The organism is Moritella sp. Urea-trap-13, assembly GCF_002836355.1.
Taxonomy (GTDB): Bacteria; Pseudomonadota; Gammaproteobacteria; order Enterobacterales; family Moritellaceae; genus Moritella.
Genome location: NZ_PJCA01000029.1, coordinates 12,314 through 26,520, shown reverse-complemented (window position 1 = coordinate 26,520; position 14,207 = coordinate 12,314). Strand labels below are relative to the sequence as shown.

The 14,207-nt window shown below is 40.9% G+C and carries 18 protein-coding genes; 11 read left to right on the top strand and 7 right to left on the bottom strand.

Going from position 1 to position 14,207, the window contains the following annotated elements:
- The first annotated feature begins 95 nt into the window (after positions 1 to 95).
- Positions 96 to 962, top strand: a complete 867-nt coding sequence (locus CXF93_RS07025) for a LysR family transcriptional regulator (protein WP_101061720.1) — start codon at positions 96 to 98, stop codon at positions 960 to 962.
- A gap of 165 nt (positions 963 to 1,127) precedes the next feature.
- Here the strand turns inward: CXF93_RS07025 and CXF93_RS07020 are convergent, their stop codons facing one another.
- On the bottom strand, positions 1,128 to 1,628 hold the full coding sequence (locus CXF93_RS07020; RefSeq protein WP_101061719.1) for a carboxymuconolactone decarboxylase family protein: 501 nt from the start codon (positions 1,626 to 1,628) through the stop codon (positions 1,128 to 1,130).
- A gap of 255 nt (positions 1,629 to 1,883) precedes the next feature.
- Here CXF93_RS07020 and CXF93_RS07015 point away from each other — a divergent pair, with 255 nt between their 5' ends.
- The 4 genes from CXF93_RS07015 (at position 1,884) to CXF93_RS07000 (ending at position 5,243) form a co-directional block, all read left to right on the top strand.
- Entirely contained in the window at positions 1,884 to 2,300 is a 417-nt protein-coding gene (locus CXF93_RS07015; RefSeq protein WP_101061718.1) for a GFA family protein, read from the top strand.
- A gap of 288 nt (positions 2,301 to 2,588) precedes the next feature.
- Positions 2,589 to 2,903 (top strand): DUF3303 domain-containing protein, encoded by a 315-nt coding sequence (locus CXF93_RS07010; protein ID WP_101061717.1) that lies wholly within the window; start codon positions 2,589 to 2,591, stop codon positions 2,901 to 2,903.
- Between the two features lie 382 nt (positions 2,904 to 3,285).
- Positions 3,286 to 4,398 (top strand): NADH:flavin oxidoreductase, encoded by a 1,113-nt coding sequence (locus CXF93_RS07005; RefSeq protein ID WP_198551617.1) that lies wholly within the window; start codon positions 3,286 to 3,288, stop codon positions 4,396 to 4,398.
- 221 nt (positions 4,399 to 4,619) lie between these two features.
- Complete coding sequence (locus tag CXF93_RS07000) at positions 4,620 to 5,243, top strand: cytochrome c (protein ID WP_101061716.1); 624 nt, start codon at positions 4,620 to 4,622, stop codon at positions 5,241 to 5,243.
- A 119-nt stretch (positions 5,244 to 5,362) separates the two neighbouring features.
- Here the strand turns inward: CXF93_RS07000 and CXF93_RS06995 are convergent, their stop codons facing one another.
- Entirely contained in the window at positions 5,363 to 6,265 is a 903-nt protein-coding gene (locus tag CXF93_RS06995; protein ID WP_101061715.1) for a LysR family transcriptional regulator, read from the bottom strand.
- Positions 6,266 to 6,357: 92 nt separating this feature from the next.
- Between CXF93_RS06995 and CXF93_RS06990 the strand changes: the two genes are divergently transcribed.
- Positions 6,358 to 6,633, top strand: a complete 276-nt coding sequence (locus tag CXF93_RS06990; protein ID WP_101061714.1) for a DUF1330 domain-containing protein — start codon at positions 6,358 to 6,360, stop codon at positions 6,631 to 6,633.
- A gap of 639 nt (positions 6,634 to 7,272) precedes the next feature.
- On the top strand, positions 7,273 to 7,761 hold the full coding sequence (locus tag CXF93_RS06985) for a DUF6789 family protein (RefSeq protein ID WP_157824426.1): 489 nt from the start codon (positions 7,273 to 7,275) through the stop codon (positions 7,759 to 7,761).
- A gap of 48 nt (positions 7,762 to 7,809) precedes the next feature.
- Here the strand turns inward: CXF93_RS06985 and CXF93_RS06980 are convergent, their stop codons facing one another.
- The 4 genes from CXF93_RS06980 to CXF93_RS06965 form a co-directional block, all read right to left on the bottom strand.
- Positions 7,810 to 8,040 (bottom strand): hypothetical protein, encoded by a 231-nt coding sequence (locus CXF93_RS06980; protein WP_101061712.1) that lies wholly within the window; start codon positions 8,038 to 8,040, stop codon positions 7,810 to 7,812.
- Between the two features lie 46 nt (positions 8,041 to 8,086).
- On the bottom strand, positions 8,087 to 8,833 hold the full coding sequence (locus CXF93_RS06975; protein ID WP_101061711.1) for a pirin-like bicupin family protein: 747 nt from the start codon (positions 8,831 to 8,833) through the stop codon (positions 8,087 to 8,089).
- Between the two features lie 24 nt (positions 8,834 to 8,857).
- Positions 8,858 to 9,829 carry a glutathione S-transferase family protein gene (locus tag CXF93_RS06970; protein ID WP_101061710.1) on the bottom strand — a complete coding sequence of 324 codons (972 nt, stop codon included), beginning with the start codon at positions 9,827 to 9,829 and terminating at the stop codon, positions 8,858 to 8,860.
- A gap of 152 nt (positions 9,830 to 9,981) precedes the next feature.
- Complete coding sequence (locus tag CXF93_RS06965; protein WP_101061709.1) at positions 9,982 to 10,428, bottom strand: DoxX family protein; 447 nt, start codon at positions 10,426 to 10,428, stop codon at positions 9,982 to 9,984.
- A 135-nt stretch (positions 10,429 to 10,563) separates the two neighbouring features.
- Here CXF93_RS06965 and CXF93_RS06960 point away from each other — a divergent pair, with 135 nt between their 5' ends.
- From CXF93_RS06960 to CXF93_RS06950, 3 genes are all read left to right on the top strand, one after another.
- The gene (locus tag CXF93_RS06960; protein WP_101061708.1) at positions 10,564 to 11,460 is read left to right on the top strand and encodes a LysR substrate-binding domain-containing protein; all 897 of its coding nucleotides are present in this window, start codon (positions 10,564 to 10,566) and stop codon (positions 11,458 to 11,460) included.
- 183 nt (positions 11,461 to 11,643) lie between these two features.
- Positions 11,644 to 11,886 (top strand): hypothetical protein, encoded by a 243-nt coding sequence (locus CXF93_RS06955; RefSeq protein WP_101061707.1) that lies wholly within the window; start codon positions 11,644 to 11,646, stop codon positions 11,884 to 11,886.
- Between the two features lie 68 nt (positions 11,887 to 11,954).
- A complete protein-coding gene (locus tag CXF93_RS06950) occupies positions 11,955 to 12,638 on the top strand; it encodes an MOSC domain-containing protein (RefSeq protein ID WP_101061706.1) in 684 nt (227 codons plus the stop codon).
- Between the two features lie 16 nt (positions 12,639 to 12,654).
- On the opposite strand, the gene CXF93_RS06945 is transcribed toward CXF93_RS06950, so the two are convergent.
- Positions 12,655 to 13,413 (bottom strand): IclR family transcriptional regulator, encoded by a 759-nt coding sequence (locus CXF93_RS06945; RefSeq protein ID WP_101061705.1) that lies wholly within the window; start codon positions 13,411 to 13,413, stop codon positions 12,655 to 12,657.
- Positions 13,414 to 13,656: 243 nt separating this feature from the next.
- Between CXF93_RS06945 and CXF93_RS06940 the strand changes: the two genes are divergently transcribed.
- Positions 13,657 to 14,199, top strand: a complete 543-nt coding sequence (locus tag CXF93_RS06940) for a GNAT family N-acetyltransferase (protein WP_101061704.1) — start codon at positions 13,657 to 13,659, stop codon at positions 14,197 to 14,199.
- Positions 14,200 to 14,207 lie beyond the last annotated feature (8 nt).

The window sequence follows — 14,207 nt, the reverse complement described above, 5'->3', positions numbered from 1 at the left end:
ATTTACGTCACCCAATAAAGACAGTAAATGAGTTATTATTGACATGCTATGTGCATAAATGCACACTGAATTAAAACTCACTGAGGTGCTTGTTTATGAATTGGAATGATTTGAAATATTTTCTGGCCTTGGCGAGAGAGGGCACTATTAGTGGTGCTGGTCGGGTGCTGAATGTCAAACACACTACTGTAGCAAGAAGAATTGAAGCGCTTGAACTAAGTCTCGGCACGCGACTATTTGATAAGAGTCGAAGTGGTTACGCGATGACCCAAGCGGCAGAGAATCTATACCAACAAGTGGTATCAATGGAAGAAAAAGTACAAACCATAGATAGGCAAGCTGCCAATCAGGATGCTGCCTTAGCTGGGCCATTAAAGCTGACTATTGCGTTTGAACTTGCTAATCGCCTTATCATTCCTAAGATGGGGGACTTCTGCCAACGTTTTCCAGACATCGACATGCAGTTACTCATGACCAAAAACCTCGTCGATCTAGCTGTCATGGAAGCTGACTTGGCCATTCGTATGACACCTAATCCACCGGATTATCTTGTGGGCACTGAAATTATGAAATTGCACCATGGGATCTATGCTTCGCCAGAACATTTACACGATCGCTCAACAAAAACCAAAGTGATCCTTTTTCAGTCTGAACAAAAGCGACCGGATTGGGTAAAACAACAGGCAAGGGATGCTGAGGTATCACTTCGAGTCGATGATGTAGGTTCAATGGCTGTTGCCGCGGCTAACGGTTTTGGTTTAGCAAAATTACCTTGTTTTATCGGCGATACCCAACCTAGATTGGTTCGTTTAGATGTCCATATACCGCCATCGGATTGGGGGATTTGGGTTTTGAATCATGTTGAGTTACGGTCTACAGCGAGAGTGCGTGCCTGTAAAGAATATTTAATTTCGGTGTTAGAAAGTCAGCGTGATTTAATTACCGGTAATTTATCAAATTAGGTACAATAATTCTAAGCCGAATTTGCCCCAAGGTAGCTTGGAGCAGTTACTCACTCACAATGTATCCATGTCGATTTACCATACATTTTCTCATGTGAGGGATTGAAGTGTTCGTTAGGCATAAATTAGGAGATGAAATGGCGTTATCGGCCTTATCTAGATCATTTATTTATCGAAAGAAAATTCAAGCTTTGCTAATGAGTGACATACTGCACCAAGGCGCATCACTGCATCAATATTTTCATCCGTAGCACCAGAATTTAGCAGTGACATCGCATGTGAACGTAGGCACATATGCCCGCCATTAATCACAGATACCGCAATGCAGGCATAGTGATAAGCAGCTTCATTAGCAACTTTAATTTCATCAAAAGAACGAAAATTTAATGCCTCTAATGTCCCACCTGCATTCACATCCAAATATTGGCGAGAAACAAAATAAGGATTGGTCACACCCATTCTTGCAACTGAGAATAAAATAGCTCGCTTTTGTTCTTGAGCGGGTTTTCCGATCCAGCTTTCTACCAAATTTTCTACGTAGGTACTTTGTACTGTGTATACTGCCGCCCATGCCGAAAATATGATGCTTTCTTTATCTAAACCTGGGGTGTTTAATAAAATATTTTTTAACAGGTTTTCTTGGTCAATACGGGCGTCTAACATCATTAATTCTGACTCTTTATAATTTCATTAAGAATGATTTTATACTTTATACTTTATACTTTATCACTTTAATTGCTGGCTAACGATATTTTTACCTCATTGTAGCACCTTACAAATTTAACTGTATTTATGCACAGTTGTTTTGTGTATGCTTATTATCGATAGGTCAGTTTAGTACTTTGCTTGGATTGTTTAGCATTTCACTGTTTAAAAGGACATAGACTGTTATATATTTATATCAATTAAGGTGTTATCAAAATGACTAACTCAGAAACAAACTGCCTTTGTGGTGCCGTGAGAATTATTGCAGAGGAAGTGAATCCTAAGTTTACCGTGTGCCATTGCCAATCATGTCGAACTTGGGGCGGAGCTCCATTCTTTGCAGTGAAGTGCGGTACTAAAGTGAAAATTGAAGGTGAAGATAAAGTTAAAATGTACGAGTCATCGTCTTGGGCGTCTCGTGGTTTTTGTACCGAATGCGGAACACATCTTTTTTATAAATTTAAGGCAACAGGTGAATATAATATGCCAGTAGGCCTGTTTCCAGACCTGAAGGGGTTGGAAATGGATATGCAGTATTTTAGTGACATGCGACCTAGTTATTACTGTTTTTCAAATGAAACAAAAGAAATGACTACAGCTGAGATAATGGCTTATTTTTCAGCCGAAATGTAATTAAACATATAACAATTTCCTATTCGCAAGGCGTCAACATCAATCTCGCTATACTTTCTGTAATGTGAAACATTATCTTTAAAGCTATGACCCTAAGCCATTGCTGTTATTTGACCAGAAATAGTACGCTTTATGGTCTAAGCTTAAGGCGCTGTTCGGTACTTTAGGTGGACGATTGTATAGGCATCAACCTTGTCAGGTTACATTGCTTGAACGGGTCGTATAATCAGACGTTAACTCTTCCAAACCGTAATCGTACCGTAAATCAACTGAGTTAGGAGAATTCCAATGAAATACGTCATCAGCTGGTTCGAACGCCCGCAGGGTTCGCCCATAGAGTACGAGAATGCCCAGAAACGAATCCTTGAGATATTCGATCAATGGAAGGCGCCCGCCAATTTCAAGGTCGAATTCTTCGTGATACGTGTCGGTGAGTGGGGTGGACATATGCTGGTAGAGTGCGACGATCCTGTGACCGTTCACAAGCATTGTTCGATGTTTCCTGCTTTCGTATTCGAGGCGCGACCCGTCATTGAGGTCGATGAAGCCGTCCGCGGTGAAGTCGAGGTCATTGCTTGGCGAGATGGACTGAAAATCAAGTGATGACAGCCATCACCTTCGGCTCTGATTCCGAGCGTTAATCCCAATTTAGCCATACTGTCTGTAATGCTAACCATATCCTTTGAAGCTTAAGCTCTAAGCCAGTTTTGTCCAACAACGTGTCAGTTGGCTGTCCTTATACACTTTTGCCATATGACACTCTGGCAAAAGTGGATCTTCCAGAACCCTGATTTTCACACAATATAGATAACAATCCTTAATCCAGATTAAGGATTGTTATCTATATTGTTGGTAATATTTGCCATTGCTGATCGCACATAGCAAAAATGGACAAAAAAGAACAGCCATGCGTCAGTAGGGCTGTTCTTTTTTGTCCTTTATAAGGCTGATGAATAATATAAAACGATTTTTAAGAGGATTGAATTTGAGTACTTTGTATACCGAAACCCGTATTGGCAGCATGACATTAAAAAACCGCTTTATTCGCAGCGCTACGTGGGAAAATATGGCGACAGAAGAGGGCCATATGACAGATAAGCTCTACGCTATCTACGAAGAACTAGCTAAAGGGGAAGTCGGTCTAATTGTAACTGGCTATGCAAATATAGTAGAAGAAGAAAAGCCGAATGCCGGCATGATGGGAATGTATAATGATTCCTTTATCGGTGAATACAAAAAGCTTACCGAGTTGGTACACAGCAATGATTCTAAAATAGTCATGCAACTTGCCTATGGTGGCACAAAAACCACTTACAATGTCGGTGACAGGGTGATCTATGCGCCGAGTGAAGTGTGCGAAAGAGGCACGCAAACATTAGGTAAAGTGATGACTAAGGATGAAATAGATTACATCGTTCAGGCATTTGCTCAAGCAAGCCGAAGAGCCAAACAATCAGGCTTTGATGGCGTTGAAATACACGCGGCACATACCTATTTAATCAATCAGTTTTTAAGCCCTTATTATAACCGCAGAGAAGATCAATATGGCGGCAGCTTAGATAATCGAATGAGATTGTTATTAGAGATCTATGCTGAAATAAGAAAACTTGTCGGTGATGAGTATCCGATATTAGTTAAATTGACTGCATCTGAATTTTTTGAGGGTGGTTTAACCTTTGCTGAAACACGTGTTATTTGTAAAAAATTAGAAACGATTGGCGTGGATGCCATTATCATTTCAGGCAATATTCATGGTAAGGCTAGTACTATGATTGGCGAGTGTTTTGATGGGTACGCCATTCAACAAGAAGGTTACTTCCATGAATATGGCCAGGTGATTAGTGAAGAGGTGAATGTGCCCGTTATTACCGTCGGCGGATTAACGGATATTGCTGCGATAGAAGAGATTGCGCATAAAACCAATATTCAATACTTTGCACTCTCAAGACCTTTACTGTCTGAACCCGCTTTAATTAAGCGCTGGAAAGACGGCGACAGAGCGCCAGTTGAATGTGAAAGGTGTTCAAAGTGTCGCACAAGACGTGGCAATTTCTGTGTTGTGAATAAAGACAGAAAATCGCAATTAGCACGCTTATAAAGCAGCCGTCATATATTTTTCCCCAGAACCAAGTCAGCAATCCTAGCTGACTTTACATCTCCTTATGTCCTGTGTTCCACTACCAAACACGGGCAGTCAGAATCAAGATGAGCAAATAAAGAAATTTAAATTTTTCTTAAGTTTCTTTATAAGTTTCTCTTAAGTCTTTCTTAAGAAACGTTAGTTAAACTGTTTTATCGAGATTTGAGTCAGGAGATTAGATGAATAAAATACTGGTATTAGCATTTTTAGCGGTTCCGTTGATCACGCTTCAGAGTTGTTCTTCCACGGTGGAAAACCCTCATGAAAATGTGAAACAAACTGTTTTACAGTGTAATAGCTGTCACTCAGCAACAGCGTCAACATCTGCGGCGCAGAATACACCGTTACTGGGTGGTATGGATGAGCAATACTTGATGGAACAGCTGAACAATTTCCGCTTTGATAAACGCGGTGCTGGCAGTGTATCAGCTGCGAATCAAGAAATGTCACGCCAAGTAAAAGTACTTCAGGATGATGAGTTACGGTATATAGCGAACTATTACGCAGCGCTACCGACTGTTTATTCAACTGAAACGGTTGCTGGGGATATTAATAACGGCAAAGCGTTATATGCAACAAACTGTAAAGGTTGTCATTCCAGCTCTATTGGCCGCTTCTTTACCGACAGCCCTAAAATAAGCTATTTAAAAGGCCCCTACATTCTTGAACAACTGACTCTGTTTGCTGCAAATAAAAGAAATTTTAATGTTGAAAACAAGCACAAAAATAAAATGGTTGAGGTCAGTAAGCTATTTAGCAATGAAGAGTTATCAGACATAACCGCTTACATAAAATCAAAGTAATCTGCGCAATAATAAAGGCTGAGAAGATCGCTTTAACGGCAGTGATTCTCTAAAATTAGCCTCCTTATTGGATAATGCCGCTCACTTAAAGTGAACGGCATTTTCGGTTGTAACGTCGGTTATATCCTAGCCTTTGCAAAATAGTGACAAAACAACTGGTAGAAGCGACTAACATGCATTGGTTTTTCACCTTTATACTGATGTAAGAAATAAAAGTGCCACGCTCTTCCCTGAATCTCAGGTAACACTCTAATGAGTCGTTCGTCAGCTAGATGTGATTGCGCTAAAAATTCAGGAAATAATGCGATTCCTACATCATTCAGCATCATTTCTAGCGCCGTTGTAAGTGTGTTGACTTTCGCGCAGTGTTCAACATTTACCAGTCGTTTATTCGCTTGTTTATTATCAAATAATTGCAACTCATCATGTTGCCAAGCTGTTGCTATAAACTTGTGTTCAGGTAACTGTTCAATGCTATTAAGACCACCATGTTGTTTAATGTAGCGAGGTGAAGCACAAAATATTTCAGACACTTTCCCTATCGATAACGCACGATAATTGCAGTCTTTTATATCGCCTCCAAAAATTGCAGCATCTAACTTGTGTTCGATCAGATCTTGCCATTTCTCAGTCACAACCACTTCAGGTATGAGTTTTGGAAACTCTAAACTCAACTGTTTCACTGCCGGAATTACAATACCTTTTTCAAAAAATGGAGGCACTGACACTTTAAAACTGCCACTAGGCTGAGCTTTTGCACTATCAAGCTCTGCTAACGTCATGCTCAATTGATCGCTTAATAATTCACTGCGAGCTAGTAACGTTTCCCCAACCGCAGTTAATACTACCCCTCGAGTATTACGTATTAATAACTGCTGCCCCGCAGATTCTTCTAAACGTTTTATTTGTTGGCTAATTGCCGATTTACTCAAGCCTAATTTTTTAGCCGCTGCAGTAAAAGAGCGTTTTTTTGCCACTTCAACGAAAATTAAGAGTAGAGGTGCCAATTTTACACTGTTCATATATTTAAACACCAAGTTCATTATTCGGTTATTGTTTAATATGCGCTACGCCATTAAGCTGTGTCAACTCAATCAATTAAGGAATTAGCAAAATGGCAAATTTAGTGATAGTCGATCTAACACCTCTAGATAAAACACAACTTTCTGAATACAGCGCCCTAGCGGCTGAAACATTGAAACCTTTTAACGGTCACTTTATCGCTAAAGGTGAAATAGAGACATTACATGGTGAAGCAACTCACTCGATGAAAGCTGTCATCGAGTTCCCGGATAAAGAAAGTGCAAAGAACTGGTATAACAGTACTGCATACCAAGCCATTATTCCGTTACGTGAGCAAGGCATGAACAGTAATTTTCATTTAGTGTAAGTGTGACTTAAACTCCGACATTGTGAACCTCAATCAGTGATGGTCTATATAAGAGAGTGTTTCTCTATCTATAAAAATAGACCATCACACTTTGAGCCCCAAACCGAGATAAAAATATAAGTCGTTAACGACCCCCAAAGCGCCTTATTGCAATTTTTTTACTCTTAAAGGCGTTGGAAAGAATTTGAGGTACTTTTTATAACGGTTGGTAACGCCGTGCTATATCAGCGAGTTTAATCATTATCGACCCACTCAATTTTTAATGCATTGATCATCAGCCACTGTTTTTTTTCCGACAATTTAGATGGTTTTTTACACCCCTCCTTTATCTATGACCATCGGCTTTCCATCACGTTCAGCGGTGCCTTTCCAGCAGGAAATAACAGCGTCGGAGGCGATGCGTTTTCCAGTAACGTCGCATTGATTCAAGAGTTGCGAGTGGCAAAGGTACGAAATGATCTTTATCACCTTTATGTTCAACAGGCCTACGAATTCAATGAACCAGTACAATCTCACGCTACCTTGAACTAAAATGAAGAGATAATCATGCAATAACTGAAAATATTTGGAACTATGCGCTAACAGTAACGCATACACTCTACGGGTGTAGTAACTATTTTATAACTTATCGCGTCTAAAATGCGGTCACTCAGACAATACATTGATGAAGGTAAATACATTATGAATGGCACGACTCAAATACAAGGTGTAGTGAAGGAAAAACTGTTTAGAGGAATTATTGGCGGTTTGGTCGGCACTATTGTATTCACCCTTATGGGACAATACATGGCCCCCAAAGTACTTGGACAACCTATGGATGTAGCTGCGCTTATGGCGCCAATGTTAGGCGGTTCTCATACTTTAGGAGTAATAGTGCATTTCATTATGGGAACTTTCCTATTTCCTATCGCCTACCTGGTTGTAGGGATTCAAAATCTAAAAGGACCCGCTTCAATACGAGGCGCGATATTTTTAACCGTCATATACTTAGGTGCGATGACGGTGATGATGCCAATTTTGGGGCAAGGCCTATTCTTTAACAGCCTACCTAAAGCGATGGTCGCATTAGTTGCACACATTGTATTTGGTTTACTGATGGGCGCAATCATAGGCAAGCCTAACAAGTAAGCATACTACTGTGATGACGTAAACACGTTCTATTTAGAACGACTTTAATCATTCAGGTTTGTCGCCAGCTGTTGAGCGCCCAAAGCTAATCACCTTGGGCGCGTCTTCTAAGTCGGCATCAATAGCGGTAATCGTAGCGGTAATCGTAGCGGTAATCGTAGCGCGAGCCCAGAAGCCTGGTTTTGGTATCCAAGCTTGTGCTACTGTAAATTTGTACATAGGGCGAACAACAACACAGAATGTTGAATCCGCTAAGATGTTAGCCACTTCTTTGCTCATATCGCTATTAAACTATCAACTAACCTTTGCCAACTTAAAGTTGCCGTTAGGCGGGTGCATCAATGATGATGATCTCGGCATCAGATATGGCTTTAATGCTGATCACTTGTTGCTTAGTTACTTCCGCGCCATCGCCTTTATGCATCAATACCACTTGCTGATTATCAATAATTTCAAACTCGCCGTTGGATGCTAACACATACGCTTGATGTTCAATTGTATGGTTAAACAGCGTGCCTTCTTTGACTTTTCCCCCATAGATACGTGCCTTTTGATTGATAAACAGTGCGTCGTCTTGCTCGTTTGGGTAGCCGGAAACGAGTAGGGGCAGGCTAGCCTTGTCTGTATGATTAACAGTATCTTTATTATTAACTGTGTCTGAGTTATCTGAAAATACCTTACTGTCCCATCTGGGTTTGACGTTGTGCTTGTTCGGCTCTATCCAAATTTGATATAGCGTTAATGGCTCTTTTGTTAAATTGTATTCCGAATGGGTGATACCCGTACCAGCACTCATTACTTGTACTTCGCCTGCGAGGGTCACGCCTTTATTACCGGCATTGTCTTTATGAGTGATAGCCCCAGAACGTACGAAGGTAATGATCTCCATATTACGATGCGGATGAGCTGGAAACCCCGTTCCAGCGGCAATCAAATCATCATTAACCACGAGTAACGAGCCAAAGCCCATTCTTTTCGGGTTATAGTAATTGGCAAAACTAAAGTGGTGATTGGCTTTCAACCAACCATGATTTGCTTTGCCAATCTGTTGGAAAGGGTAATGTTTTATCATGGTGTGTTCCTCTTCTGTTATCTTTTAGGCCTTGCTTGTTAGGCTATTTCTATCGTGCGCAGCAGTAAAATTGTGTACTGGTCCACGCGGTACAATTAAGGTCGGGTTAATGGTGTCATGACTCGCATAATAATGGGTCTTGGTATATTCCAAATCAACTGTGCTAGCGATGCCGTTAATCTGAAATAGCTCGCGGACATAGTTGCTGATATGGTGAAACTCAGTTAATTTATTGCGGTTACATTTAAAGTGACCATGATAAACCGCGTCAAAACGTATTAATGTAGTGAACAAGCGCCAATCCGCTTCTGTTAGTTGTGATCCAGCTAAATAACGCTGAGTACTCAGATGCGTTTCCAGCCAATCTAAACTGCTGAATAGTGCGTCAAATGCTTCATCGTATGCTGCTTGCGTGGTGGCAAACCCAGCGCGATATACACCGTTGTTGATGGTGTGATAAATACGTTCGTTAATCGCATCAACTTCAGACCGTAAATCTGTTGGGTAATAGTCATCGTGATTACCCGTTAAGTTATTAAACGCTGTATTGAAAATACGAATAATCTCACTCGATTCATTGTTAATAATGGTTTGGGTCTGTTTATCCCACAATACCGGTACGGTAACGCGACCTTCATAATCAGGCGCTGCTTTAAGGTAAAGCTGGTAAACATAATCACTTTGATACAGTGAATCGTTATAATCACTGGTATTAGCGTCAAACTCCCAACCATTACTGCGCATTTCCGGTTTAACCACGCTGACAGTGATAATGTCTTCGAGCTGTTTTAGTTGTCTAAAAATTAATGCGCGATGTGCCCAAGGGCAGGCTAACGACACATACAAATGATAGCGACCTGCTTCTGCCGGATAACGACTGCCTTCCACGTTTGAAATAGTGTCTCTGAAGCGACTTTCCTGACGTTCGAATTGACCTTTACTACTTGTGGTTTCGTACCATTGGTCATGCCATTTACCGTTGACGATTAATCCCATGAGAATACTCCTATCTGATGCCGTGCTAATTTCTGTGTTAATAGCAGTGTTAGTGCCTACTTTCTTCTATCGCTAGGCTAATATCTAATTAGATAGATAAAATGTAGGCACTGATTGGTGTTTTCATACGTTACATTAATGAAATTTATTGATTAGTTAATATTTTTTACTAGCACGCGGTCGAGTGACAGTTTACCGCCGCCTTGCAGCATTACTGACATGCTGATTGCAAATAGTGCCAACGCAAATTCATAACCGTTGTTACTCATGAAGAGGCCGTTAGCAAAATGAGTACTGAAAATAGCAACTAGCATAGTAACGGCTAAAACCAATGCGGTTGGTCTAGTCAGCAAACCTAAGATCAGCAGTAAACCACCAAAGAACTCGGCACTACCTGCCGTCATCGCCATTAGGTAACCCGGTGCTAGGCCGATTGATTCCATCCATTGACCGGTACCTTCTAGCCCATAACCACCAAACCAAGCAAATAGTTTTTGTGCGCCGTGTGCAGTGAAAATAATGCCTGCTACTAAACGTAGTGGTAATGCTGAAAAGTTGTTGTCTGATGTTAATAATTGTTTGATTGTTGGAATATTCATGTCGCGCTCTCTTTGATTCGTTAATGTGTGTTTGAGTATGTAGCTATTCTATTCGCTTAAATGAATTGGAATAACCGGTAAAATTTGTTTAGTATATTCAAAATATTTGAACAATTGATGGCAAGAGAGGCGTAAATGTATAAATCTCCTATTACCATAGAAGCATTACAGGTGTTGGATACAATCGACCGTCGTGGCAGTTTTGCTGCAGCGGCAGAGCAGTTAAACAAAGTACCCTCGGCACTCTCTTACATAGTGCAGAAATTAGAAGAACAGTTGGCGGTGACTTTATTTGTGCGTCAGGGCCGACGCTCGGTGTTAACGCCTGCGGGTCGGCATTTGCTTGATGAAGGCCGTAAGCTGCTTGGCGCAGTGAGCAAGCTGACCGAACAAACGCAAACCATCTCTCATGGTTGGGAACCGAAAATTAACATTACCTTCGATTCTCTTTTTGATATGCAGCAATTGTTTGCACCATTAGCGCAGTTTTTAAGTGAACATCCCAATATCGAAGTAGACTTGAATGAAGAGGTGATGAATGGCTCGTGGGAAGCATTGATTGAAGACCGCACTGATTTACTTATCGCGGCACCGGAACCGATCCCGCATCAACAAGGCATAAGTGTGACTGCTTTAGGCCATCTGACGAAAGTATTTGTCGTGCCTAAAGGCCATGAGTTAGCGAGTTCTACAGTGCCACTTAACAGGTCTGAAATTGATAACTACCGCACTGTTGTAGTTCACGACTCTGCACAAACCGCGATCCCTTGGTCAAATAACCTGATTGAACAGAGTCGGCATTTTTACGTCAGTTCAGTTGAACACAAGATCCAAGCCATTATTGCTGGCATTGGTGTGGGTTATCTGCCGAAAGAACGTATTCAATCACAGTTAGACTCGGGGGCTTTAGTCGAGATAGGCTTAAACGAAGGGGAACATGTCTCTGGTATTTACCTTGCTTGGAAAACGGTGAATAAAGGTAAAGGACTAAAACGACTGCGAGAGATTATGCAACAGCATTTAGCGAGTTGAAGTGTTGATTGTTTATCTCTGGGTCATTGTCATTTGAACATCGCGTAGTTGATTTCACTTTTGCCTCCTCTCACTCCGCTGTTTCTTTTTGGTGAATTTAATTTCCTATTGGTGTATTTGCTTGCTGGTGGTATAGTCTGGTTTAATATTGTTACATCTAGTTTCCCTGAATGAGAGATAGCCATGAGATATAAAATTAAAATAACCAAAGACAAAAAACCATTTTGTGAAGTTTCAATTGAAAATAATGATCATAAAACCAGAGATGAAATTCTAACTTTAGCATTAGCACGATTCCCAACGGTGGAAGGTTTTTCGAGAGAGATTTTATTCTCAGATGATGAAGTACGCTATCTTAAGAGTACGCCGACAGGTATCGAAGTACTTGCGGTGCAACCGATTTATCAACCTCGCAACGAGCTATAGAAACTATTTTATATGATCAACTTTTGATGTGGTAAACAATTAGGTGATAAAAAATAGGTGACTGCGATATGAAAAAGATAGGTTCGGTTGGTGCTGTGTTAGTCGGTAAAGCAGTCCCTTTTGCGAGAGATTCAAAAAGTGGCATAGACAAGAAGGTAATGGTCGAGCGTCAATTGGTCGATAAATTAGGATTCATCAATGACGAACAAGGCGATTTGATTGTGCATGGTGGTATTGAAAAAGCCCTTCATATTTATCCTAGTGAGCATTACGGTGAGTGGCAAAAAACGTTAAATGCTAACATTCGATTTCAACATGTGGGGGCTTTTGGTGAAAATATTAGTTCCTCCGGTCTCGATGAACACACTATTTGTATTGAAGATAAGATCCGTATAGGGACGACATTATTACAAGTTTCACAGGGACGTATGCCTTGTTGGAAATTAAACGAAAGATTTGAACACAATGACATGGCGGTTAAACTGCAACATACATTACGTACAGGTTGGTACTTTCGGGTTCTGGAGGAAGGGACTATAGGTGCGGGGGATGATATTTTACTTTGTGAACGATCTTATCCAGACAGGTCTGTTGCACGCATAATGAGTCTTATTTTTAGTGGATGTTTAGACAAAACAGTCCTCTTAGAGCTACTCGCGTTGCCATTGGTTGATTCATGGCGCAGGCTTGTTGAACGACGATTAGAAAACGGCGTGTTAGAGGACTGGAGCCCCCGGTTAATGGGGCCTTAGTTTAAGGGGGTCTATTCTAAGTATTAATATGATGCCCTAAGTGCTGAGATAGTCGTTTGCTACTATCACATATGGCTTGGATAGCCTTTTCTTGAATCGCTTCTTGCTGCTTAAAACCTATGATGAGAATGCAAGCGATGATATTACCCGTCGCGTCAAAGACAGGCGCTGATATTGCTTTTGCGCCCGGTATACTTGGGTTTATTGTGTTTCGAACAGCATAACCCTTATCTTTAACCGATGTTAACGCTTGTTTAAATGTCTCACATTGCGCTGTTTCGCCCTGTGTTTCAGCTGTTAGAAGGTGTTGATATGCTTCTTCAGGTGAAAATGCAGCAAAACACATGCCTACAGAGCTTTGTGTTAGTGGTGCGTGAAAACCAACTCTAAAGCTTATTGCCACTGGGTATGGACTTTCGAGGAAGCGAACAATCATAGGGCCTTGTGTGGTCCAAACCGCGAGTGCTGTTGCTTCTTGTGTTTCTAATCTTAACCGTTGCAGCTCAGGTTCACAGAAATGGAGAATGTCTGTGTGGCCAAGGATCTTTGCACCCAATTCGATTAGCTTGGAGCCATGGCAGTAGTGGCCATTGATATCTTGGGTGATAATGCCGATACGCAGAAAACTGGCAAGATATTTATGGAGCTTACTTTTAGATATATCCATTTGTAGTGCTGCGTCGCCTAATGAGATAGGCTGATTTTTGTTAGAGAAAAAATCGATGATCTCAAAAGCTTGTTCTACAGATTGTATACCTTGGTTTTTCTTTTCCATAATGTCCTATTACTGGCTTTGTATGCGCTTGCTAACGGTCGATGTAACATAGATTTCAACATGATTTCAAAATAGTCGTGTTAAATTATTTTTACTTTTCACGAGCTTAAACATGATACAGGCGTGAGTGATAAATTCATAGTCAGAACGTTTGATCGTCGCGGTTCACTCTTTATATTATCGTTGGTTATGTTAGTTTACGTTGTATATTAAAATTAGCGTTCAATATTAAGGGAGTAAAGGATGTTTTTAACGACAAACAAGGTTGAATTAAGATCATTAGATATTAATGATAGCGCTGAATTTTATGCGTGGTCATGCGATCGAGAAGTGACTCAGTTCAGCTTATCTTCTTACGCATACCCGCAATCTAAAGCAGATATCTCAAGCTGGTTATCAAGTATTAATAGCAACGCTAAATGTGTGTCATTAGGTGTTTGCTGTGCTGAAACAGGAAAATTGATAGGCTATGCAGGTATCGCGTCTATCAGCGCGTTAAATCGTTGTGGCGAATACTTTATCTTAATTGGCGATAAAACATATTGGGGTAAAGGCATAGGAACAGAGGTCACGAAACTGATCACCAATTATGGCTTTAATACCTTGGGTCTACACCGTATCGAGCTAACCGCTTATACTAATAATCCATCAGCGATCAAAGCTTATGCAAATGCTGGTTATGTGCATGAAGGAGTGAAAAGGCAGTCGGGTTTCCGCGACGGTGAGTTTGTTGATAAAGTGATGATGGCTGTGCTGGCACCAGACTGGAAAAATGAGCTGCTGTAGGCAGAAAT